Genomic DNA, 20103 nt, shown 5'->3' with positions numbered 1-20103 from the left:
AGTGACCGGACCCTCCCGACCGAGCCGCCCACGGCACCGGCCCGTGCCCCTCCGACCGCCCAGGAGCAGCCGATGACCAGCAGCCCGACCTTCCACGAACTCGCCGACCGCGCCCGCGCCGCGCGGGACGCCGCCGCCTACGGTCAGGACGCCCTGATCAGCTGCGACCGGCTGGTACGGATCTTCACCGCCGACGGCGTGGAGGTCCAGGCCCTGCAGGGCCTCGATCTCCTCGTGCGCGAGGGCGAGCTGCTGGCTCTGGTCGGCGCCTCCGGCAGCGGCAAGTCCACCCTCATGAACATCCTGGCCGGACTGGACAGACCCACCGCCGGCGCGACCCGCGTCGCCGACCACGACCTGGTCACGATGTCCGCCAAGGAACGACTCGCCTACCGGCGCAAGACCGTCGGCTTCGTCCGGCAGCAGACCTCCCACAATCTCCTGCCCTATCTCACCGCCACGCAGAACGTCGCCCTGCCCCTGCAGTTGGCCCGCGCCGGAGGCCGACGCAAGGCGCGGGCCGACCGCGCCATGGAACTTCTCGACCTGCTGGACGTCGCCGAGTGCCGCGACCGCCGGCCGCACGAGATGTCCGGCGGCCAGCAGCAGCGCGTCGCCCTCGCCGTCGCCCTCGCCAACGACCCCGCGGTCCTGCTCGCCGACGAGCCCACCGGCGAACTCGACTCCCACACCGCCGAACAGGTCTTCGCCGCGTTCCGCACCGCCAACGAGGAGCTGGGCACCACCATCGTGATCGTCACCCACGACCAGTCCGTCGCCGGTGAGGTCCGCCGTACGGTCGCCATCCGGGACGGCCGCACGGCGACGGAGGTCCTGCGCCACAGCGAAGTCGACTCCGCCACCGGCGAGGAGAACCTGGTCGCCCGCGAGTACGCCATGCTCGACCGGGCCGGCCGCCTCCAACTCCCCGCCGAGTACACCCGCGCGCTGGGGATGCGCGACCGCGTCGCCCTGGAACTGGAACCCGACCACATCGCCGTCCGCCCGGACGACGCCCGCGACGACCGCCACGGCCCGGGCTCCGCCGAGGAACGCCGCTAGGGGCCTAGGGCACTTCCGGCTCGGTGATCTCGCCGTCCCTCAGCTCCAGCACACGGTCGGCGAGGTCGAGGAGTGTCGTGTCATGGGTGGCCACGAGAGCCGTGATCCGTTCGCTGCGGACGACCGCGCGCAGCAGTTCCATCACGGAGTGCCCGGTCTCGGCGTCCAGCTGGCCGGTCGGCTCGTCGGCGATGAGGATCGAGGGGCTGTTGGCCAGGGCGCGGGCGATGGCGACCCGCTGGCGCTGCCCGCCCGACAACTCGCCGGGGCGCTGCGCGGCATGGTCCGCGAGCCCCACGAGGGACAGCAGCAGCTCGACGCGCTCGCGCCGCTCGCGCGGGTCCGCCCTGCGCAACCGCAGGGGTACGCCCACGTTCTCGGCCGCCGTGAGGATGGGGATGAGCCCGAACGACTGGAAGACGAAGCCGATGCGCTCCCGGCGCAGCGCGAGGAGGGCGTCCTCACCCTGGTCGCGCAGGCGCAGCCCGTCGACGGTGACGTGTCCGCTGTCCGGTTCGTCCAGACCGCCGACGATGTTGAGCAGGGTGGTCTTGCCCGAGCCCGAGCGTCCTTTGAGCGCGACGAGTTCTCCCCGAGGGACCTCGAAGGAGACACCACGCAGGGCATGAACGGCGCCGGCGCCCCGGCCGTACGACTTGTGCACGTCCGCCACCCGCAGCATGGCCGCGGTCACCGCCTGGCCCATCACGCCCCCGTATGCTCCGCCGATTCCGCAGCGCACCAGTGTGTCACCCGGCCGAACACCCGGCCAAGCACGAGGCGCCACGCGCTTTTCCGTTCTCCCACGCGGGCACGTGCGCTCCGGTCCGGCGCCGTGCGCTCCGGTTCTGCGCCGTGCGCCGTCAGCTCAGGCGGGGGATCTCGATCGCCGGGCAGCGGTCCATGACCATGTCGAGGCCGGCCTCGCGGGTGCGGTGGTAGGCCTCTTCGTCGATCACACCCAGCTGGAACCAGACCGCCCGGGCACCGATGCGGGCCGCCTCGTCGGCGACGGGCCCGGCGAGGTCGCTGTTGACGAAGACGTCGACGACGTCCACGGGGAAGGGGATGTCGGAGAGGGAGGCGTAGCCCTGTTCGCCGTGGACCGGCTCGGCCTTGGGGTGCACGGGGACGACGCGCTTGCCGTAGCGCTGGAGGACCTGGGCGACGCCGTACGCGGCCCGGTCGCGGTTGGTGGACAGGCCGACGACCGCCCAGGTGTCGCCGAGTTCCGTCAGGATCTTGCGGATCGTGGCCGGTTCGCCGTACATGTGTCGTCTCCTCAGTCCGTCTGCCTGGCCGCAGGTCTGTCTGTCCGTCGGCCTGTCTGTCCGTCTGCCGGTGCGGGAGCGCCCGGTGGCGGGGCCCGCCTGCGCCAACAGCGTGCGAAGTCCGGCGATTCCCGGCGCCGGGCACCCTCACGGGTGCGTTCACGGCGGCTCGCTGACCGGAAGGCCGTCCTCCGCACTGCGTTCGGCCGGTTCCGCGCCTACGCTCACCCCGTGCTGCGTATCACCGACGCCCGGACCGGCGAACCCGCCGAGATCCCCAGGGCGCTCACCAGGGTCCACGCCCATGTGCCGGGGGACGACATCTCGGCCCTGCGGGTCCTGCTGGTCGCCGACGTCCTCGCCCGTGCCCTGGAGCTGGGTGGGAGCCCCGTCCTCCTCGTCGCCGACCCGCCGGCCGCGCTGCGGCGGCGCGCCGACGACCTGGGCGTCCGGCCGAGCGAGACCACCGCTGCGAGAGGCGGCGGGCGGGTCTTGCGCGTGACCGGCTCGGGGGAGTCGGGGCCGAGGCCCGGCGAGCACGGCGACGCCGACGGTGCCGGGCGCGCCGACGGCCTCCATGGGCCCGCCGACACCGACGTCACGGTCGAGGTCGCCCCGGTGCACGGCGCCGAGGCGCCGGCCGCGTCGGGCACCACCCTCCGGCTCGCCCTGCTCACCCATCCCCGCCGGACCCCCGTGACCCTCGACGCGGCCGCGCTCAAGGAGGCCGCCGACGCCCTCGACCACTGGCGCACGGCGGTGGCCGCGTGGGCGACGCGACCGTCACAGCCGGTTCCCGAGCCCGTACGGCAGGCCTTGCGCGCCGCCTGGGAGGACGATCTGGACGTACGCGCGGTGCTCGACGTCCTGCGGGACGTGGAGGCCGCGCGGGACGTACCGGACGGGGCCCGGTTCGAGACGTACGCCTACGCCGACCGGCTCCTCGGACTGGAGCTCACCCGTCAGATCGGAGCATCGGCATGATGGTGCGCGCCGGAGCAGGCCCGCTGCGCAGACTGATCGTCCTGCGGCACGCCAAGTCCGCCTGGCCGCTGGGCGTCCGCGACCACGAGCGGCCCCTGGCACCGAGGGGCCGCCGCGACGCCCCCGCCGCCGGGCGCGCCCTCGCCGAGGCGGACAGTCTGCCCGACCTCGCCGTGTGCTCCACGGCCGTACGGGCACGTCAGACGTGGGAACTGACCGCCGCGGAGTGGGGCACCCCGCCGCCCGTACGGTACGACGCGCGGGTGTACGCGGCCGAGGTGTCCGAGTTGCTGGACGTGGTGCGCGAGACCCCCGACCGGGTGAGGACGCTGCTGCTCGTCGGCCACAACCCGGGTCTGGAGGAACTCGTCCTCGACCTCGCCGGAGACGCCCTGGACGACGCGCTGGACGAGGTGCGCGTCAAGTTCCCCACCTCGGCGATGGCCTTTCTCTCCTGGCACGGCGAGACCTGGGCCGCACTCGCCCCGGGCACGGCCCTGCTGACGGACATGATCGTGGCCAGGGGCGAGAAGCAAGCCGAGGGCAAGCACGGCAAGCGGGGCGCGAAGGGCGAGCGGGGCACGAAGGGCGCCTGAGCGGCTCGCGCAGGGCACCACGCGCGCCCCGGTCCGACGCCTCGTGCCGGCCCGCGCCGGCCTGCGCATAGGCTGGCCGGATGCAGGACGAGTACCGCACCGTCGCCCGCGCGGGAGTGCACGAGACCGAGGTCAACCGCTCGCGCTTCCTGTGCGCGCTCGCCCCGGCGGCCACCGAGCGGGAGGCGCAGGACTTCGTCGCGGCCGTCCGCAGGGAGCACGCCGACGCCACGCACAACTGTTTCGCCTACGTCGTCGGCGCCGATGCGGCCGTCCAGAGGGCCGGTGACGACGGGGAGCCCGGCGGCACCGCCGGCGTCCCGATGCTCCAGATGCTGCTGCGACGGGACATGCGGTACGTCGTCGCCGTCGTCACCCGGTACTACGGCGGGGTCAAGCTGGGGGCGGGCGGCCTCATCAGGGCGTACGGCGGAGCCGTGGGCGAGGCGCTGGACACGCTCGGCACCATCACGCGCCGGCGCTTCCGGCTGGCCACGGTGACCGTCGACCACCAGCGCGCCGGCAAGGTGCAGAACGACCTGCGGTCCACGGGGCGCGAGGTCCGTGACGTGCGCTACGGCGAGGCAGTCACCATCGAGATCGGGCTGCCCGACGCCGACGTGGACACCTTCCGCGCCTGGCTCGCCGACGCCACCGCGGGCACCGCCGGGTTCGAACTCGGCGGCGAGGCCTACGGGAACGGGTGAGCGAAAACACCCCTTGTGCCCCCTGAGTGCGACGGTGTCCGATTCTCGCCGGTCCGCGTTAAATATGTGGACTGAGACCCTCCGTCGACGGGACACTTCCGACTTCCTAACTCCGGGAGTGTGATGGGGACTACAGATACGCGAGGGTCGACGCCGGGCAGGAGCGCGGTCGTTCTGGCCCTGCGCCGCTACGGTCGGGAACTGCTGCGCCAACGACGACTGGCCCTGCCCGCGCTGCTGCTGCCGGCCGTGGGCAACATCGGCATCCGCTACGTCGCCCCCCTGCTGATCGCCAAACTGGCAGGTCAGGCCGCTGACGAGGGCGGTCTCACCCTCAGTTCGGCACTGCCGTACGTGCTGGGCTTCGGTGTGACGCTGCTGCTCGCCGAGGCCGTGTGGCGGGTCGGGCAGCACTGCCTGAACCGTGTGGACGCCCTCGGTATGGAGCACCTGTACGTGAGCGGCATGGACGAACTCCTCGCCAAGGACGCGGCGTTCTTCCACGACAACTTCGCCGGCTCCCTGACCAAGCGGGTGCTGAGCTTCGGCAAGCGCTTCGAGGACTTCGTCGACACGCTGACCTACCGGATCGTGGGCAGTGTCGTCCCCCTGCTGTTCGGGGCCGTGGTGCTGTGGAGCTACGAACCGATGCTCGTCGTCGGCCTCCTGCTGATGATCGCGGTGACCGTGGTGGCCGCGACACCGCTGATCCGTCGCCGGCAGCGGCTCGTCAACGACCGTGAGGCGGCGGTCGCCCGGGTCTCCGGCCATGTCGCCGACAGCCTCGTGAACATGGAGACCATCCGGGCGTTCGCGGCCGAGCGGCGGGAGGCCGAGGAGCACCGCAGCCGTGTCGCGGATTCCCGGCGCCTGACGCTGCGGTCGTGGGACTACGGCAATCTGCGCGTCGACACCCTGATCGCCCCCATGTCCGTCCTGACCAACGTGCTGGGGCTGTTGGTCGCCATCGCCTTCGGGGGCTCGGGCCGGGGAGTGGAGGAGGTCGTCGTCGCCTTCACCTACTACTCCAACGCGACCCAGATCATGTTCGAGTTCAACCAGATCTACCGGCGTCTGGAAAGCTCGATGACCGAGGCCGCGCAGTTCACCGAGCTGCTGCTGGATCCGCCCACGGTGCTCGACCCGACGGATCCCGAACCTCTCGCCCCGCGCGACACGGGCGTCCGCTTCGAGGCGGTGACCTTCGCCCACGCGGGCGCGAAGCCGATCTTCCAGGGACTCGACCTGGACGTGCCCGCGGGCGCGCGCATCGGTCTGGTCGGCAGGTCCGGCGGCGGAAAGACCACACTCACCCGGCTCCTGCTGCGGATGTCGGACATCGACGACGGACGCATCCTCATCGGCGGGCAGGACATCAGCCGGCTGCGCCAGACCGATCTGCGCTCGCTGATCGCCTACGTCCCGCAGGAACCCGCCATGTTCCACCGCAGCCTGCGGGACAACATCGCCTTCGCCCGGCCCGGCGCCACCGACGAGGAGATCCGTGCGGCGGCCGAGGCCGCGCACGTCACGGAGTTCGTCGGCCAACTCCCCGACGGATTCGCCACGCTGGTGGGGGAGCGGGGGGTGAAACTCTCGGGCGGCCAGCGCCAGCGCGTCGCGCTCGCCCGGGCCATCCTGCGCGACGCCCCTGTCCTGCTCCTCGACGAGGCGACCAGCGCGCTGGACTCGGAGAGCGAGATCCTCGTCCAGGACGCCCTGTGGCGGCTGATGGACGGGCGGACGGCCCTCGTGGTCGCCCACCGTCTGAGCACCGTCGCCGGCATGGACCGTCTCGTCGTCCTCGACCGCGGGAACGTCGTCGAACAGGGCACCCACGAGGAACTGCTCACCGCGAACGGCGCCTACGCCAAGCTGTGGCAGCACCAGTCGGGCGGCTTCCTCGTCGAGAGCGCCGAGAGCGCGGAGACCGACCTCGCGGGAACGGTCGGGGGAGCCGGTCTCGGTGGCCTGCCCGCACCGGCCGGCCCGGCGCCGACAGGGAGCTGAGAGCGAGCCCGACCAGGAGCCAGTGGGAGCCCCATCCGTACCGGGTGGGGCTCCGCGGTGCGTTCCCGGTGCCGGCCGGTCGTGGGGTGGCACCGGCCGGTGGTGGGGTGGCACCGGCCGGTGGTGGGCGTCGGCGCGCCGAGGTCCGTGACGGAGCAGGTGCCGACAGGCGTTAGCGTGGTCGGTGCTGAGAGCGGGGCCGCATCGGTCCGGTGCCGGGTCCACGGGTGAAATAGGGGGATGCATGCAGGTCGGAGCAGTTTCTTGAGAATTCTGCACACCTCCGACTGGCATCTGGGTCGGACGTTCCACCGGGTGAACATGCTCGGCGCGCAGGCCGAGTTCATCGGTCGTCTGGTCGCGACGGTGCGAGAGCGCGATGTCGACGCGGTGGTCGTGGCCGGGGACGTGTACGACCGGGCGGTGCCGCCGCTGGCCGCGGTCGAGCTCTTCGACGACGCCCTGCACCGCCTGGCCGAGCTGGGCGTGCCCACGGTGATGATCTCCGGGAACCACGACTCGGCGCGACGGCTCGGTGTCGCGGCGGGCCTCATCGACCGGGCCGGCATCCATCTGCGGACGTCGGCCTCGGCCGCCGGGACCCCCGTACTGCTGTCGGACGCCCACGGCGACGTCGCCTTCTACGGGCTGCCGTACCTCGAACCCGCCCTCGTGAAGGACGAGTTCGGGGTCGAGAAGGCGGGCCACGAATCGGTGCTCGCCGCCGCCATGGACCGCGTCCGGGCCGACCTCGCCACCCGGCCGACGGGCACCCGTTCCGTCGTTCTCGCCCATGCCTTCGTCACCGGCGGCGAACCCAGCGACAGCGAGCGGGACATCTCGGTCGGCGGCGTCTCCTCCGTGCCCGCCGGTGTCTTCGACGGCGTCGACTACGTCGCGCTGGGGCATCTGCACGGCAGCCAGACCCTCACCGACCGCGTGCGCTACTCGGGTTCACCGCTGCCGTACTCCTTCTCCGAGGCCGACCACCGCAAGAGCATGTGGCTGGTGGACCTCGGCGCCGACGGTTCGGTCGACGCCGAGCGGATCGACTGCCCCGTGCCACGCCCCCTCGCCCGGATCCGAGGGCGGTTGGACGACCTGCTGGCCGATCCGGACCTGGCCCGGCACGAGGAGGCATGGGTCGAGGCCACCCTGACCGACCCCGTCCGGCCGGCCGAGCCCATGGCCCGGCTCTGCGAACGCTTCCCGCACACGCTCAGCCTCGTCTTCGACCCCGAACGAGCCCCCGGCGACCCGGACGTCTCCTACGCCCGGCGCCTCGCCGGCCGGGACGACCAGCAGATCGCCGAGGACTTCGTGGCCCACGTCCGCGGGACCGGCCCCGACGAACACGAACAGACCGTGCTCAGGGACGCGTTCGACGCCGTACGGGCCGACGAGACGGTCCGGGAGGTCGCCCGATGAGACTCCACCGGCTCGACATCGCCGCCTTCGGCCCCTTCGGCGGCACCGAGTCCGTCGACTTCGACGACCTCTCGGCCGCCGGACTCTTCCTGCTGCACGGCCCGACCGGCGCCGGCAAGACCTCCGTCCTGGACGCCGTCTGCTACGCGCTGTACGGCTCGGTGCCGGGCGCCCGGCAGAGCGGCCAGGGCATGAACCTGCGCAGCGACCACGCGGCGCCCTCGACCCGCACCGAGGTCCGCCTCGAACTCACCGTCGCCGGACGCCGGTTGGAGATCACCCGGCAGCCCCCCTGGGAGCGGCCCAAGAAACGCGGCACGGGCACCACGGTCGAGAAGGCGCAGAGCTGGCTGCGCGAGTACGACGCGGTCGCCGGCTCCTGGAAGGACCTCAGCCGCTCCCACCAGGAGATCGGCGAGGAGATCACCCAGGTCCTGGGGATGAGCCGGGAACAGTTCTGCCAGGTCGTGCTGTTGCCGCAGGGCGACTTCGCGCGGTTCCTGCGTGCCGACGCAGAGGCGCGCGGGCGGCTCCTCGGCCGCCTCTTCGACACCCACCACTTCGCCGCCGTCGAGAAGCGGCTCGCCGACCGCCGCCGGGAGACCGAGGCCCGGGTGCGCGAGGGCGACGCGGCCCTGCTCGCCGACGCCCACCGGATGCAGCAGGCGGCCGGTGACGCCCCCGACCTGCCCGAGCTGGCGCCCGGGGACCCCGGTCTCGCCGACGCGGTCCTCGCCTGGGCCGCCGTGGCCCGCAGCACCGCCCGGGAACGGCTCACCATCGCCCACTGCGCGCGGGCGGCGGCCGAGTCGGCCCGGGCCGCGGCCGACCGCGTCCTGGACGACGTACGCGAACGGGCGCGGCTGCAACGGCGGTTCGCGGAGGCCCGGGAGCGGGCCGCACGGCTGGAGGAGAGAGCGGACGCCCATCGGCAGGACCGGGCGCGGATGGAGCGCGCCCGCAAGGCGGAGGCCGTGGTCCCGGCGCTGGAGCTGCGGGACGCGGCCGAGGCCGAGCACCGGCGGGCGAGGGCGGATGAGGAGGACGCCCGAGCGCGCCTGGACGGAGCGTACGCCGACGCGGGTGCCGCCGGACTCGCCGCCGCCGCCCGTCGGGCCTCGGAGGAGCTGGGGGCGCTGGAGTCGGCCCGTCGTGCCGAGCGGCGGCTCGCCGTACTCCGCACCGAGCAGACCGAGTTGGACAGCGAGGAGCGGGCGGACGAGGGCGTCCTGCAGGACGCCGAGGGCTGGCTCGCCGAGTGGGAGTCCACCCGGGCCGCCCTGCAGAGCCGTATCGAGTCCGCGCAGGAGGCCGCCGCCCGCGCCGAACAGCTCGCCGTGCGGCGGGAACCCGCCGAGCAGCGGCTCGCCGCCGCCCGTCAGCGCGACCAGCTCGGCCGCGACACCGACGCGGCCCAGGCGCGGGTGCTCCGGCTGGCCGAGCGGGCGGCGCGGGCCCGCACCCACTGGCTGGACCTCAAGGAACAGCGGCTGTCGGGGATCGCGGCGGAGCTGGCCGCAGGACTCGTCGAGGGGCAGCCGTGCGCCGTCTGCGGCGGCACGGAACACCCCGAACCCGCCCAGAAGGTCGCAGGGCATGTCGACCGGGAGGCGGAGGAGGAGGCGCTCGCCGCGTTCCAGCGGGCCGACGAGGAGCGGGCCGACGCGGAGCGGCAACTGGGTCTCGCGCAGCGGGCGTTGGCCGCCGCGAGTGCCGAGGCGGGCGACGCGCCGACCGAGCGGCTCGCGGAGGCGGCGGCGGAGCTGGAGCGGGAGCACACGCGGGCCCGGCGGGGCGCCGTCGACCTCCACCCCGCCCAGGAGGCGCTGCTGCACGCCGAGCAGGAGCGCGACCGGCGGGCCGCCGCACGGCAGGAGGCGGCGGTCAGGGCCGCGTCCCGCGAGACCCGGCGCGACACGCTGGCGCGGGAACGAGCCACCCTGGAGGCCGAGTTGACACAGGCCCGGGGTGACGCCGAGAGCGTGGCCGAGCTGGCCGGGCGGCTGGAGGCGTGGGCCGCGAAGCTCGGTGGGGCCGCCGAGGCCGCCCGAGTGGCCGACGACACCGCGCAGCGCCTGAAGGACGCCGACGCGCGCCTCGCCGACGCGGCGTTCCGCGCCGGGTTCGACACGCCACGGGACGCGGCCGCGGCCGTGCTAGACGACGCCGCCCACCGCGATCTCCAACACCGCCTCGACGCCTGGCAGTCGGAGGAGGCGGCCGTACGGGCGGTGCTCGCCGAGGCCGAGACGGCCGCCGCGGCCGAGCAGCCGCCCGCCGACCTCGCGACCGCCGAACGGGAGGCCGGAGCCGCCACCCGGCGTCTCCAGGACGCGGTCTCCGCGTGGGACGCCGCCGAGCGGCGCCGCACCGAACTCGACCGGCTGTCCGCGCGGGCCGCCGTCTCCGTGCGCGGGTTGGCACCGCTGCGCGAGGAGTACGACCGGGTGGCCCGGATGGCGGGTCTCGCGGCCGGCACCTCCGCCGACAACGAGCGCCGGATGCGCCTGGAGGCGTACGTCCTCGCCGCCCGTCTGGAACAGGTCGCCGCCGCCGCGACCGCACGGCTCCAGCGGATGTCCTCCGGCCGCTACACCCTCGTCCACTCCGACGACCGGGCCGGACGCGGTCGCAGCGGTCTCGGACTGCATGTCGTCGACGCCTGGACGGGGCGGGAGCGGGACACGGCCACGCTCTCCGGCGGGGAGACGTTCTTCGCCTCCCTCGCGCTCGCCCTCGGCCTGGCCGACGTCGTCACCGACGAGGCGGGCGGCGTACGGCTCGACACCCTCTTCATCGACGAGGGGTTCGGCAGCCTCGACGACCAGACCCTCGACGAGGTCCTGGACGTCCTCGACGCGCTGCGCGAACGCGACCGCAGTGTCGGCATCGTCAGTCACGTCGCCGACCTGCGCAGGCGGGTCCACGCGCAGTTGGAGGTCGTGAAGGACCGGACGGGATCGGTCGTGCGGCAGCGCGGTCAGTGACCCAGCGGGCGCCGGGGCAGCGGTGAGGAGTAGACGACGCTCGTCGTCACCGAACCGAGTGCGCCGATCCTGCCCGACACCTCCTCCAGATGGCGCATCGAACGGGCCGCGACCTTGATCACGAAACAGTCGTCGCCCGTGACGTGGTGCGCCTCCAGGATCTCGGGCGTGACGGCCACCAGGTCGTGGAACGGCTTGTAGTTCCCGTGGGGGTACCGCAGGCGGACGAACGCCAGGATCGGCAGCCCCAGCCGCTCCGGGTCCACGACGGCCGCGTAGCCCTGGATCACGCCCGCCTCCTCCAGCCGCCGCACCCGCTCGGTGACGGCGCTCGCCGACATCGACACGGCGCGGGCGAGCTCGGCGAAACTGGCCCGGCCCTCGCGCTGGAGGACCTCCAGGATGCGCCAGTCGGTGGCATCGGGCAGATACGGGGAATTCGTGGCCATGCCGGATGGATAGCAGGGGAATCCCCGGCCGATCAAGGTCCGGGCCGTGGATCGCCCCTTCAGGGCGGTGATCACCCGTCGTAGATTTCCGGTGAGGGAAACAAGGGCTTCCCCGAGGGAAAGGCCAGCTCATGACCGTCGCCGACGCATCCGCCGTCAACCCCGTCCTGCGTGTCGCCCCCGCCGCCCCGGCCGAGGCCGCCGCGTACTTCCGGGCAAGCCTCGTCTTCCACGCCGACGTCTCCGACGTGGCCGCCGCCCTCGCCGCCGACGGCGACCCCGGCTTCGTGGTCCTCGACTCCCGCTCCACCGCGGCCTGGGACCAGGGCCACGTCCCGGGCGCGGTCCACCTCCCCACCGCCTTCATCCCCGAGCAGGCCGAGCGGCTGCTCGACAAGTCCGTGCCGGTCGTCACCTACTGCTGGGGCCCCGGCTGCAACGGCGCGACCCGCGCCGCCCTGGCCCTCGCCGACCTCGGTTTCCAGGTCAAGGAGATGCTCGGCGGCTTCGAGTACTGGGCGCGCGAGGGCTTCGCGTACGAGACCTGGGAGGGCGAGGCGCGGCGCGCGGCCGACCCGCTGACCGCGCCCGTGGACGCCGGGGACTGCGGTTGCTGAACCGTTGCCGGCGCCGGACCCCCGTTGCTGACAATCTGTCAAGAAGCGTGTGGGGGTGGCGAGTTGGGCCCGCCCGACGCCGTGTAGCTTCTGGGCATGGCTGGATACGCGGACGCGGCGGTGGTGCCCGATGTGGTGCGGTGGGTGGAGTCGAGCGGTGGACCGCTCATAGCGATACCGGAGGCGGTGCTGCCGTTCTGGGCAGGCGCCGACGGCGACGAGACGTCCTCGGACTACGACCGGGCCTGCGAGGTGGAGGGACACGTCGGCCTGCTGCCGGTCGGTGACACCCGCGCTCTGGTCCTCGGCGACGAACCCGCGTCCACCACGTATCTGCCCGAGTACGGCACCTTCGTCCGCTGTTACGCGGGCGACTCCGAGACCGAGCTCCTCGCGGGCGTTCCGGCGGCGCTCGACACCGCGGCCTGGGAGCCGGAGCTGCGCTGGCGGGTGCCGGGGTCGGTCGTCCTCCTCGACGCCGTCTGGCCCGGCAGGTCGCTGCGGGAGACGGACCATGTACGGGTGGAGCTGGCTCCCGGCCCGTACGGGATCAGCGCGGCCCAGGTCTGGACGAGCCCGGAGACGTGGCTCGGCCTGGTCCGGGTGAGACCGCTGGCCGCCATGTGAGGCCTCCGGCCGGGAGGCCAGACCTCTGGCCGGGAGGGGCGAACCCGGCCGGGCAGTGAGGCCTCCGGCGGGGCGGCTGGCCTCCGGCCAGGGAGCGGGTTGGAGCGGGCTCTCCGGCCGGGCTATTCCGGCCGGGCGCGCGGGGTCTCCGGTGCGGCGCGAGAACGCTGGTGTGGCGTGGCTCTGTCCGCCGCGCGCGGGGTCTCCGGTGTGGCGCGGGGTCTCCGGTGCGGCGGGAGAACGCTGGTGTGGCGTGGCTCTGTCCGCCGCGCACGGGGTCTCCGGTGCGGCGCGGGCCCTCTGCGGTGCGGCGTGGAAGCTGCGGCACGGCGCGGGACTCCCCGCCGCCGAAGCCGGCGCGGCGGCCGGTCCCCCGCCGTCGAACGGCGGGGGACCGGCCTGCCCGGATCACAACCGGGACAGCTCGTCCACCAGGTCGTCCAGGCCCAGGGAGCCCTGGGACAGCGCGGCCATGTGCCACGCCTTGGCGTCGAAGGCCTCGCCGTGGCGCCGCTGGGCGTTCTCGCGGCCCAGCAGCCAGGCCCGCTCGCCGAGCTTGTAGCCGATGGCCTGGCCCGGCATCGTCAGATAGCGCGTCAGCTCGCTCTCCACGAAGTCCGCCGGACGGCTGCTGTGGGCGCCGAAGAACTCCTGGGCCAGATCCACGGTCCAGCGCTCGCCCGGGTGGAACGGCGAGTCAGCCGGGATCTCCAGTTCCAGGTGCATACCGATGTCGACGATGACCCGGGCCGCGCGCATCATCTGCGCGTCCAGATAGCCCAGCCGCTCCTCCGCGTCCTTGAGGAAGCCCAGCTCGTCCATGAGCCGCTCCGCGTACAGCGCCCAGCCCTCGGCGTTGGCGCTGACCCCGCCGATCGTGGCCTGGTAGCGGGACAGGTCGTCCTTGACGTACACCCACTGGGCGAGCTGGAGATGGTGGCCGGGAACGCCCTCGTGGTACCAGGTGGAGACCAGGTCGTACACCGGGAAGCGGGTCGCCCCCATCGTCGGCAGCCAGGTGCGGCCCGGGCGGGAGAAGTCCTCGGTCGGGGCCGAGTAGTACGGCGCCGCCGCGCCGCCGGGCGGGGCGATGCAGGACTCGACCTTGCGCACCGGCTCGGCGAGGTCGAAGTGGGTGCCGTCCAGCGCCTCGATCGCCTCGTCCATCAGCGACTGCAGCCACGCGCGGACCTCGTCGACGCCCTCGATGTGCCGGCCGTGCTCGTCCAGGTGCGCCAGCGCCACCCATGGCGTCTCGGCGCCGGGCAGGATCTTCGCGGCCTCCTGCCGCATCTCACCGAGCAGCCGGTGGAACTCCGCCCAGCCGTACGCGTACGCCTCGTCGAGGTCCAGGTCCGAGCCCGTGAAGTAGCGCACCAGCCTGCCGTAGCGCTCCCGGCCGACCGTGTCCGGCGCCCCCTGCACCGCCGGGGCGTACACGTCACGCATCCAGTCGCGCAGCTCCACCACGGCCCGGGTCGCGCCGCGAGCCGCCTCGTCCAGCTCGGCCCGCAGCGACGCGGGGCCCGCCGAGGCGAAGTCCTCGAACCAGCCGCGCCCCGAACCGTCCGTGTCCGCCCACTCGGTGAGCTGGCCGATGAAGGTCGCGGTCGGACGGGGGCCCGCGTACAGCTTCCGCTCCAGCCCGAGCGCCAGGGACTCGCGGTACCCGGCGTAGGCCGTCGGCACCGCGCGCAGCCGCTCGGCGATGGCCGCCCAGTCCTCCTCGGTCTCCGCCGGGGTGATCGTGAACACCTCACGCACCTCGTGCGGCGGCGTGACCATGTTGCCGACGGCGCGCAGCCCCTCCTCGGCCTCGTGCACGGCCAGCTCCGCCGTCAGCCGCTCCCGCAGCAGGCGCGCACACCGCCGCTCGGCGTCACTGTCCGCGCCCGGTCGCCGCTCCGCCTCGTCGAGCCGCGCGAGTGTCGTCCGGATCAGCTCCGCACGAGCCTCCTGACCGGCCGGCGAGGTGTCCGGCAACTTGCTGGAACTCTCCTTCACGCCCAGATACGTACCGGTCACGGGGTCGAGGGCGATGAGGTCGTCGACATACGCGTCGGCGACCTCACGGGGCAGCGGGCTCTTGGTGTCAGACATGCCGACAATCTTGGTACGGCCGCGGGGGCGGCGTCAGCTGCTTAACGGGCGCTTGGGCCTTACGTCGGCCGGATTCCGCTCAGGGCGTGATCAGCGTGCGAGGCCGGTCGGCGTTCGCCGGTTCAGGGCGAGGGCCGGTCCGCGTCCGGCGGCAGCAGGGGCCCGCACTCCCACTGCTGGAAGATCAACCGGGTCTCCACCCGTGCGACCTCGCGCTGTGACGTGAACTCGTCGAGGACCAGGCGCTGCAGATCCGCCATGTCCGCCACCGCGACATGCACCAGATAGTCGTCCGGTCCGGTGAGGTGATACACGGTCCGCGACTCCGGCAGGGCCCGGATCCGCTCCACGAACGGCCCCACCAACTCCCGCCGGTGCGGCCGGACCTGCACCGACAGCAACGCCTCCAGCCCCCGCCCGAGCTTGGCCGGATCCAGCCGTAGCTGATGGCCGAGGATCACGCCCGCACGGCGCAGCCGTGTCACCCGGTCCAGACAGGTGGACGGCGCGACCCCGACCTGCGCCGCCAGGTCCCGGTACGTCGTCCGGGCGTCGTTCTGCAACAGCCGCAGCAGATGGAGGTCCACCGGATCGAGTACGACGGAATCGGCCATTGTTCGAACGTAGCACGGTGTTCGAACGCCGACGTCCGGTCGATGTTCACCCTGACGTCCATGAACTCAGCGAGCACGCACGCGTACGATCACGCACGCACCACGCCGAGAGCACTCGCCACCGAGGCGGTGCACGCCGGCCGCGACGACCTCGCGCGCCAGGGCCTGCACGCCCCGCCGATCGACCTGTCGACCACCTACCCCTCGTACGACAGCCGGGGCGAGGCCGCCCGTATCGACGCCTTCGCCGGTGACGGCGCCCAGCCGGAGGGCCCGCCGATCTACGGACGGCTCGGCAATCCGACCGTCGCCCGATTCGAGACCGCCCTCGCCCGTCTCGAAGGCACCGAGAGCGCGGTCGCCTTCGCCAGCGGTATGGCCGCTCTCAGCGCCGTCCTCCTCGTCCGCGCCTCGATGGGCCTGCGGCACGTCGTCGCCGTACGGCCCCTGTACGGCTGCAGCGACCATCTCCTCACGGCCGGGCTGCTCGGCACCGAGGTCACCTGGGTCGACCCGGCCGGCGTCGCGGACGCGCTGCGCCCCGACACGGGTCTGGTCCTCGTCGAGTCCCCGGCCAACCCGACCCTCGCCGAACTCGACCTGCGGGCCCTCGCGCACGCCTGCGGCTCGGTCCCGCTCCTCGCGGACAACACCTTCGCCACGCCCGTCCTGCAGCGCCCCGTCGAACAGGGCGCCCGGCTCGTCCTGCACAGTGCCACCAAGTATCTCGGCGGGCACGGGGACGTCATGGCCGGGGTCGTGGCCTGCGACGAGGAGTTCGCCGGACGGCTCCGGCAGGTCCGCTTCGCCACCGGCGGCGTCCTGCACCCGCTCGCCGGATACCTCCTTCTGCGGGGCCTGTCGACGCTCCCGGTCCGCGTCCGGGCGGCCTCCGCGACCGCCGCCGAACTCGTCCGCCGCCTCGCCGCCGACCCGCGCGTCGCCCGCGTCCACTATCCGCGCATCGGCGGCGCCATGATCGCCTTCGAGGTCCACGGCGACCCCCACGACGTCATCGCCGCCGTCCGCCTCATCACCCCGGCGGTGAGCCTCGGCAGCGTGGACACGCTCATCCAGCACCCGGCCTCGATCAGTCACCGCATCGTGGAGGAGACGGACCGCCGCGGTGCCGGGGTGAGCGACCGGCTCCTGCGGATGTCGGTGGGCCTGGAGGACATCGAGGACCTGTGGGCGGACCTGGACGGTGCGCTGGGGGACCGGATCGCCGGCACACCGGGCGAACGGATCACGGCCGAGGCGGCCGCCCGCTAGGCCGCCGGGGCGAGCCAGGTGGCTGGGGGCGGGCCAGGTGGCCGGGGGCTGCCCCCGCCCACCGCACCCGACCCACCCGTCACCCCTTGCTCCGGCCCTCCACCGCTTCGACGACCCCCACCTCGGACAACCGCGCGGTGATCACCAGCGTCCCCTCCTCGATCTGGTAGTCGAGCGGCAGCTCAAGACCCCGCATCGCCGCGACCATCCCCGTGTTGGACGACTGCGTCACCACGTACACGTTCTCGCAGCCCGTCTCGGCCGCCATCTCCACCAGCCGGCGAAGCAGCTCACTGCCGATGCCCCGCCGCTGCCACTCGTCCTCGACGAGCAGCGCGATCTCGGTCTCGTCCCCGTCCCAGAGGAGGTGTCCCAGCCCGACGAGGCGCCCCGAGGCCGTCTGCACGGCGAGCGTCCGCCCGAAGCGCGGGCTGAGCAGGTGCTTGAGGTACCGGTCGGCGTCACCCACGGGCCCGTGGTACCGCATGGTGAGGGTGCGTGCGGAGCACCGCTCGTGCATCGCCTTCGCCGCCCGCAGGTCGCCGGCGTCCGCGCGGCGCACCGTGATGTCGTTGCCCTCCGGCAGGGTCAGGACGTCGTGGCTGCGCGGGATGCGGGGCCCGAGCCGCGCGTCCAGCTCCACCAGAGCCCGCGCCCGGGCGAACTCGGTCGGCGTGAACGGCAGATACGGCCGCTCCACCGTGATCACCCCACCCTCCGGTGCTCGCAGCCGCATCACCGTGTCCTCCAGGGCCCCCTCGACCGGGACGCCCTCCTGGGCCCGGCCGGAGCCGGGAGCGGTGGCGGGCAGCGAGCGGATGGTGCAGCGGCCGAGCAACTGCCGCAGCGCGAGCGGCAGTTCCGCCGCGTCCAGTGCCGTGCGCGTGGCCAGGGCGAGGATCCTGGTCGGCGCGTCCACCAGGTCGTGGGCGTCGCCGCGCTCGATCCAGGTCCCGGTGCCGCCCGACTCCGCCACGGCCCGGCCGATCTCGGAGGCCGACAGTTCCTCGGGCGCCCTCAGCAGGAACTCGTCCACCGTGCCTTCGGCCAGGGGGTGCGTCTGCAGGCTCAGGATGTCGACCCTGAGTGCCGCGAGCGCCGTGCACAGCGCGGCCAGCGAACCCGGCTGGTCCTTCACGGTCGTCCGCATGCGCCACATCAGGGTCACACCGGAGACCACCGGAAGGACCGCCTCCGACGGCCCGGCCTGCCGCCCTTCGGGGAGCGGCGGCCGGGCGTCGGTATCGCTCGTCGGCGGCGCGTGACCGTGGCGCCGTTCCCACCAGCCACGGAACCCGGCCGTGACGGAGCGCAGTCGGTGGTGCGGGGGGCGGCCGTTGCCCGCCCGGGTCACGTCAGTCATGTCCTGAGTCATGTGGCCACTGTGAACGAACGGTGTTGCGTGATCACGAACGCTTTGTGACTGACCGGTAAAAGCATCGTTCCGCACCTTTTGTTGCTTTTTCTATGACCGAGGCTGTCGAAACCGATGCCAGCGATGACCGGGGAGGTCAGACCAGCGCGGAGGCCTCCCGTCGGGTCACTGCCCGACGAGACCCGGCTGGAGCACCTTCGTGTACAGCACGGTCCCGTCCTGCTCCCGCAGCCGGACCGTCAGCTCCCCGCTGTGGCCGTCGATGTCGACCTCGCCGAAGAACTGGTAGCCCCCCGCCGGAGACACGTTCGCCGTGGTCGGCGCCTTGACGAAGACCCGCTCGGGGCCGAAGGTGCCGTCCAGCGCGTTCGCCGGGAAGGCACCGGCGTTCAGCGGGCCGGAGACGAACTCCCAGAACGGCTCGAAGTCGGTGAAGGCGGCCCGCGACGGCTGGTAGTGCTGCGCCGAGGTGTAGTGCACGTCGGCCGTCAGCCACACCGTGCCGGTGACCTTGCGGTGCTTGATGAACCGCAGCAGCTCGGCGATCTGCAGCTCCCGCCCCAGCGGAGCGCCCGGGTCGCCCTGCGCCACGGCCTCGATGTTCGGCTTGCCGTCCCCGGTGTCGGGCACGACCAGGCCGAGCGGCATGTCGGAGGCGATCACCTTCCACACCGCACGCGACCGTGACAGCTCCCGCTTGAGCCACTCCAACTGCTCGGCTCCGAGAATGCCCACCGGGTCGGTGGTCTGCGTACCGGGCGAGTTGGCGTCGCGGTACGTCCGCATGTCCAGCACGAACACGTCCAGCAGGGGACCGTGGCGCACCACCCGGTGCACGCGGCCCTCCCGGGGGCCCGGCCGCAGTGTGGAGATCGGGAAGTACTCGCTGAACGCCCGCCGCGCCCGCGCCGCCAACACGTCCACGCTCTTCTCGGTGTACCGGGTGTCGGTGAGGATCTCGCCCGGGTACCAGTTGTTGGTGACCTCGTGATCGTCCCACTGCACGATCGCGGGGACTTGGGCGTTGAACCGCTTGAGGTTCTCGTCGAGCAGGTTGTAGCGGAAGTTGCCCCGGAACTCGGCGAGCGTCTCCGCGACCTTGGACTTCTCCTCGGTGGTGACGTTCCGCCAGGTGCCGCCGCCGGGGAGCGCCGCCGTCGCCGAGAGGGGACCGTCCGCGTAGACGGTGTCACCGCTGAACAAGAAGAAGTCCGGGTCCAGCGCGCCCATCGCGTCGAAGATCCGGTAACCGCCGCGGTCCGGCTCGATGCCCCAGCCCTGCCCGGCCAGGTCGCCCGACCACACGAACCGTGCCCCGGAGCGGCGCTTCAGCGACGTCGTACGGAACGTCCCGGTGACCGGCTCCCCGGTGCGGCGCGGGTCGTCCGGGTCGGCGAGCAGCACCCGGTAGTGGATCTGCTCGCCCGAGGGCAGCCCGCGCAGCCGCGTCGTACCGGTGAAGTCGGTGCCGGCGTCCAGCAGCGGGCCGTGCCATCTGCGCGGATGGCGGAACGACTCGGTGGCGGACGTCTCGACGATCATGCGCGCCGGACGGTCCGACCGCACCCACACCAGCCCGGAGTGCGCCGTCACGTCCCCGGCCTGCACACCCCAGCCCGCCTCGGGACGCCCCGAGAGGGCCAGCGCGGGCGCCGAGCCGAGCGCGACGGAACCGGGCAGCGCCAACGCCGCCGACGCGGCGAACGAGCCGCGCAGCACGCTGCGGCGACCGGGCAGGGAACTCGGCGGACGGTGTGACATGAATGCGCCTCCAGCAACGAATCCGGCCAATGTGCACAGCCACAACTACGCGCACGCCGCAGCGCGCACGGAAACGACAAGTGAACAACTACGCGGGACGAGGGGGAAGCCGACACCGCGGGGACCAGTGCGTTGCCGGGTGCGGGCCCGGTGGGGCTTCTCGCGCAGTTCCCCGCGCCCTTGAAAGCTCCAGGCCCTGCGGGCCTGGAGAAAGCCGGGGCGCAGCCCCGCTTTGTCCAGGGG

Annotated in this window: 17 protein-coding genes; 10 read left to right on the top strand and 7 right to left on the bottom strand. The window is 73.1% G+C overall.

Annotated features, from left to right (window positions below):
* The first annotated feature begins 72 nt into the window (after positions 1-72).
* Positions 73-1062: an ABC transporter ATP-binding protein gene (locus RM704_RS38265; protein WP_033528983.1), complete on the top strand. Its 990-nt coding sequence runs from the start codon at positions 73-75 to the stop codon at positions 1060-1062.
* 4 nt (positions 1063-1066) lie between these two features.
* On the opposite strand, the gene RM704_RS38260 is transcribed toward RM704_RS38265, so the two are convergent.
* Both RM704_RS38260 and RM704_RS38255 read right to left on the bottom strand, forming a co-directional pair.
* A complete protein-coding gene (locus RM704_RS38260) occupies positions 1067-1768 on the bottom strand; it encodes an ABC transporter ATP-binding protein (protein ID WP_033528984.1) in 702 nt (233 codons plus the stop codon).
* Between the two features lie 157 nt (positions 1769-1925).
* A complete protein-coding gene (locus RM704_RS38255; protein WP_033528985.1) occupies positions 1926-2333 on the bottom strand; it encodes a CoA-binding protein in 408 nt (135 codons plus the stop codon).
* A gap of 231 nt (positions 2334-2564) precedes the next feature.
* Between RM704_RS38255 and RM704_RS38250 the strand changes: the two genes are divergently transcribed.
* The 6 genes from RM704_RS38250 (at position 2565) to RM704_RS38225 (ending at position 11045) form a co-directional block, all read left to right on the top strand.
* Positions 2565-3317 carry a hypothetical protein gene (locus tag RM704_RS38250; RefSeq protein ID WP_033529103.1) on the top strand — a complete coding sequence of 251 codons (753 nt, stop codon included), beginning with the start codon at positions 2565-2567 and terminating at the stop codon, positions 3315-3317.
* Positions 3314-3913: a SixA phosphatase family protein gene (locus tag RM704_RS38245; protein WP_052146194.1), complete on the top strand. Its 600-nt coding sequence runs from the start codon at positions 3314-3316 to the stop codon at positions 3911-3913. The genes RM704_RS38250 and RM704_RS38245 overlap by 4 nt, the downstream gene beginning before the upstream one ends.
* A gap of 80 nt (positions 3914-3993) precedes the next feature.
* Entirely contained in the window at positions 3994-4620 is a 627-nt protein-coding gene (locus RM704_RS38240) for a YigZ family protein (RefSeq protein WP_033528986.1), read from the top strand.
* 123 nt (positions 4621-4743) lie between these two features.
* A complete protein-coding gene (locus RM704_RS38235) occupies positions 4744-6630 on the top strand; it encodes an ABC transporter ATP-binding protein (RefSeq protein ID WP_033528987.1) in 1887 nt (628 codons plus the stop codon).
* 264 nt (positions 6631-6894) lie between these two features.
* Positions 6895-8058: an exonuclease SbcCD subunit D gene (locus RM704_RS38230; RefSeq protein WP_033528988.1), complete on the top strand. Its 1164-nt coding sequence runs from the start codon at positions 6895-6897 to the stop codon at positions 8056-8058.
* Positions 8055-11045 carry an AAA family ATPase gene (locus RM704_RS38225; protein WP_033528989.1) on the top strand — a complete coding sequence of 997 codons (2991 nt, stop codon included), beginning with the start codon at positions 8055-8057 and terminating at the stop codon, positions 11043-11045. The genes RM704_RS38230 and RM704_RS38225 overlap by 4 nt, the downstream gene beginning before the upstream one ends.
* Here the strand turns inward: RM704_RS38225 and RM704_RS38220 are convergent.
* Positions 11039-11494 (bottom strand): Lrp/AsnC family transcriptional regulator, encoded by a 456-nt coding sequence (locus RM704_RS38220; RefSeq protein WP_033529105.1) that lies wholly within the window; start codon positions 11492-11494, stop codon positions 11039-11041. The genes RM704_RS38225 and RM704_RS38220 overlap by 7 nt on opposite strands.
* A 131-nt stretch (positions 11495-11625) precedes the next feature.
* On the opposite strand from RM704_RS38220, the gene RM704_RS38215 reads away from it, so the two are divergent.
* A complete protein-coding gene (locus tag RM704_RS38215; protein ID WP_033528990.1) occupies positions 11626-12111 on the top strand; it encodes a rhodanese-like domain-containing protein in 486 nt (161 codons plus the stop codon).
* A gap of 96 nt (positions 12112-12207) precedes the next feature.
* Positions 12208-12738, top strand: coding sequence for an immunity 21 family protein (locus tag RM704_RS38210; RefSeq protein ID WP_033528991.1), 531 nt, complete (start codon positions 12208-12210; stop codon positions 12736-12738).
* 408 nt (positions 12739-13146) lie between these two features.
* Here the strand turns inward: RM704_RS38210 and RM704_RS38205 are convergent, their stop codons facing one another.
* Positions 13147-14838 carry a DUF885 domain-containing protein gene (locus RM704_RS38205; RefSeq protein WP_033528992.1) on the bottom strand — a complete coding sequence of 564 codons (1692 nt, stop codon included), beginning with the start codon at positions 14836-14838 and terminating at the stop codon, positions 13147-13149.
* A 122-nt stretch (positions 14839-14960) separates the two neighbouring features.
* The gene (locus RM704_RS38200) at positions 14961-15452 is read right to left on the bottom strand and encodes an Lrp/AsnC family transcriptional regulator (protein ID WP_033528993.1); all 492 of its coding nucleotides are present in this window, start codon (positions 15450-15452) and stop codon (positions 14961-14963) included.
* 60 nt (positions 15453-15512) lie between these two features.
* Here RM704_RS38200 and RM704_RS38195 point away from each other — a divergent pair, with 60 nt between their 5' ends.
* Positions 15513-16724, top strand: a complete 1212-nt coding sequence (locus RM704_RS38195) for a trans-sulfuration enzyme family protein (RefSeq protein WP_052146201.1) — start codon at positions 15513-15515, stop codon at positions 16722-16724.
* Positions 16725-16803: 79 nt separating this feature from the next.
* On the opposite strand, the gene RM704_RS38190 is transcribed toward RM704_RS38195, so the two are convergent.
* Positions 16804-18087, bottom strand: coding sequence for a GNAT family N-acetyltransferase (locus tag RM704_RS38190; protein WP_033528994.1), 1284 nt, complete (start codon positions 18085-18087; stop codon positions 16804-16806).
* A gap of 177 nt (positions 18088-18264) precedes the next feature.
* Positions 18265-19860 (bottom strand): alkaline phosphatase D family protein, encoded by a 1596-nt coding sequence (locus RM704_RS38185; protein WP_033528995.1) that lies wholly within the window; start codon positions 19858-19860, stop codon positions 18265-18267.
* Positions 19861-20103 lie beyond the last annotated feature (243 nt).

The sequence above is a fragment of the Streptomyces gottesmaniae genome (assembly GCF_031845845.1).
Lineage (GTDB): Bacteria > Actinomycetota > Actinomycetes > Streptomycetales > Streptomycetaceae > Streptomyces > Streptomyces akebiae.
This window is presented reverse-complemented; position numbering and strand designations above follow the sequence as displayed.

Excerpts from the sequence above, each read along its gene's own strand:
- RM704_RS38265 (WP_033528983.1), top strand. The coding sequence starts at position 73 with ATGACCAGCAGCCCGACCTTCCACGAACTCGCCGACCGCGCCCGCGCC.
- RM704_RS38260 (WP_033528984.1), bottom strand. The coding sequence starts at position 1,768 with ATGGGCCAGGCGGTGACCGCGGCCATGCTGCGGGTGGCGGACGTGCAC.
- RM704_RS38255 (WP_033528985.1), bottom strand. The coding sequence starts at position 2,333 with ATGTACGGCGAACCGGCCACGATCCGCAAGATCCTGACGGAACTCGGC.
- RM704_RS38245 (WP_052146194.1), top strand. The coding sequence starts at position 3,314 with ATGATGGTGCGCGCCGGAGCAGGCCCGCTGCGCAGACTGATCGTCCTG.
- RM704_RS38240 (WP_033528986.1), top strand. The coding sequence starts at position 3,994 with ATGCAGGACGAGTACCGCACCGTCGCCCGCGCGGGAGTGCACGAGACC.
- RM704_RS38235 (WP_033528987.1), top strand. The coding sequence starts at position 4,744 with ATGGGGACTACAGATACGCGAGGGTCGACGCCGGGCAGGAGCGCGGTC.
- RM704_RS38225 (WP_033528989.1), top strand. The coding sequence starts at position 8,055 with ATGAGACTCCACCGGCTCGACATCGCCGCCTTCGGCCCCTTCGGCGGC.
- RM704_RS38220 (WP_033529105.1), bottom strand. The coding sequence starts at position 11,494 with ATGGCCACGAATTCCCCGTATCTGCCCGATGCCACCGACTGGCGCATC.
- RM704_RS38215 (WP_033528990.1), top strand. The coding sequence starts at position 11,626 with ATGACCGTCGCCGACGCATCCGCCGTCAACCCCGTCCTGCGTGTCGCC.
- RM704_RS38210 (WP_033528991.1), top strand. The coding sequence starts at position 12,208 with ATGGCTGGATACGCGGACGCGGCGGTGGTGCCCGATGTGGTGCGGTGG.
- RM704_RS38205 (WP_033528992.1), bottom strand. The coding sequence starts at position 14,838 with ATGTCTGACACCAAGAGCCCGCTGCCCCGTGAGGTCGCCGACGCGTAT.
- RM704_RS38200 (WP_033528993.1), bottom strand. The coding sequence starts at position 15,452 with ATGGCCGATTCCGTCGTACTCGATCCGGTGGACCTCCATCTGCTGCGG.
- RM704_RS38195 (WP_052146201.1), top strand. The coding sequence starts at position 15,513 with ATGAACTCAGCGAGCACGCACGCGTACGATCACGCACGCACCACGCCG.
- RM704_RS38190 (WP_033528994.1), bottom strand. The coding sequence starts at position 18,087 with ATGACTGACGTGACCCGGGCGGGCAACGGCCGCCCCCCGCACCACCGA.
- RM704_RS38185 (WP_033528995.1), bottom strand. The coding sequence starts at position 19,860 with ATGTCACACCGTCCGCCGAGTTCCCTGCCCGGTCGCCGCAGCGTGCTG.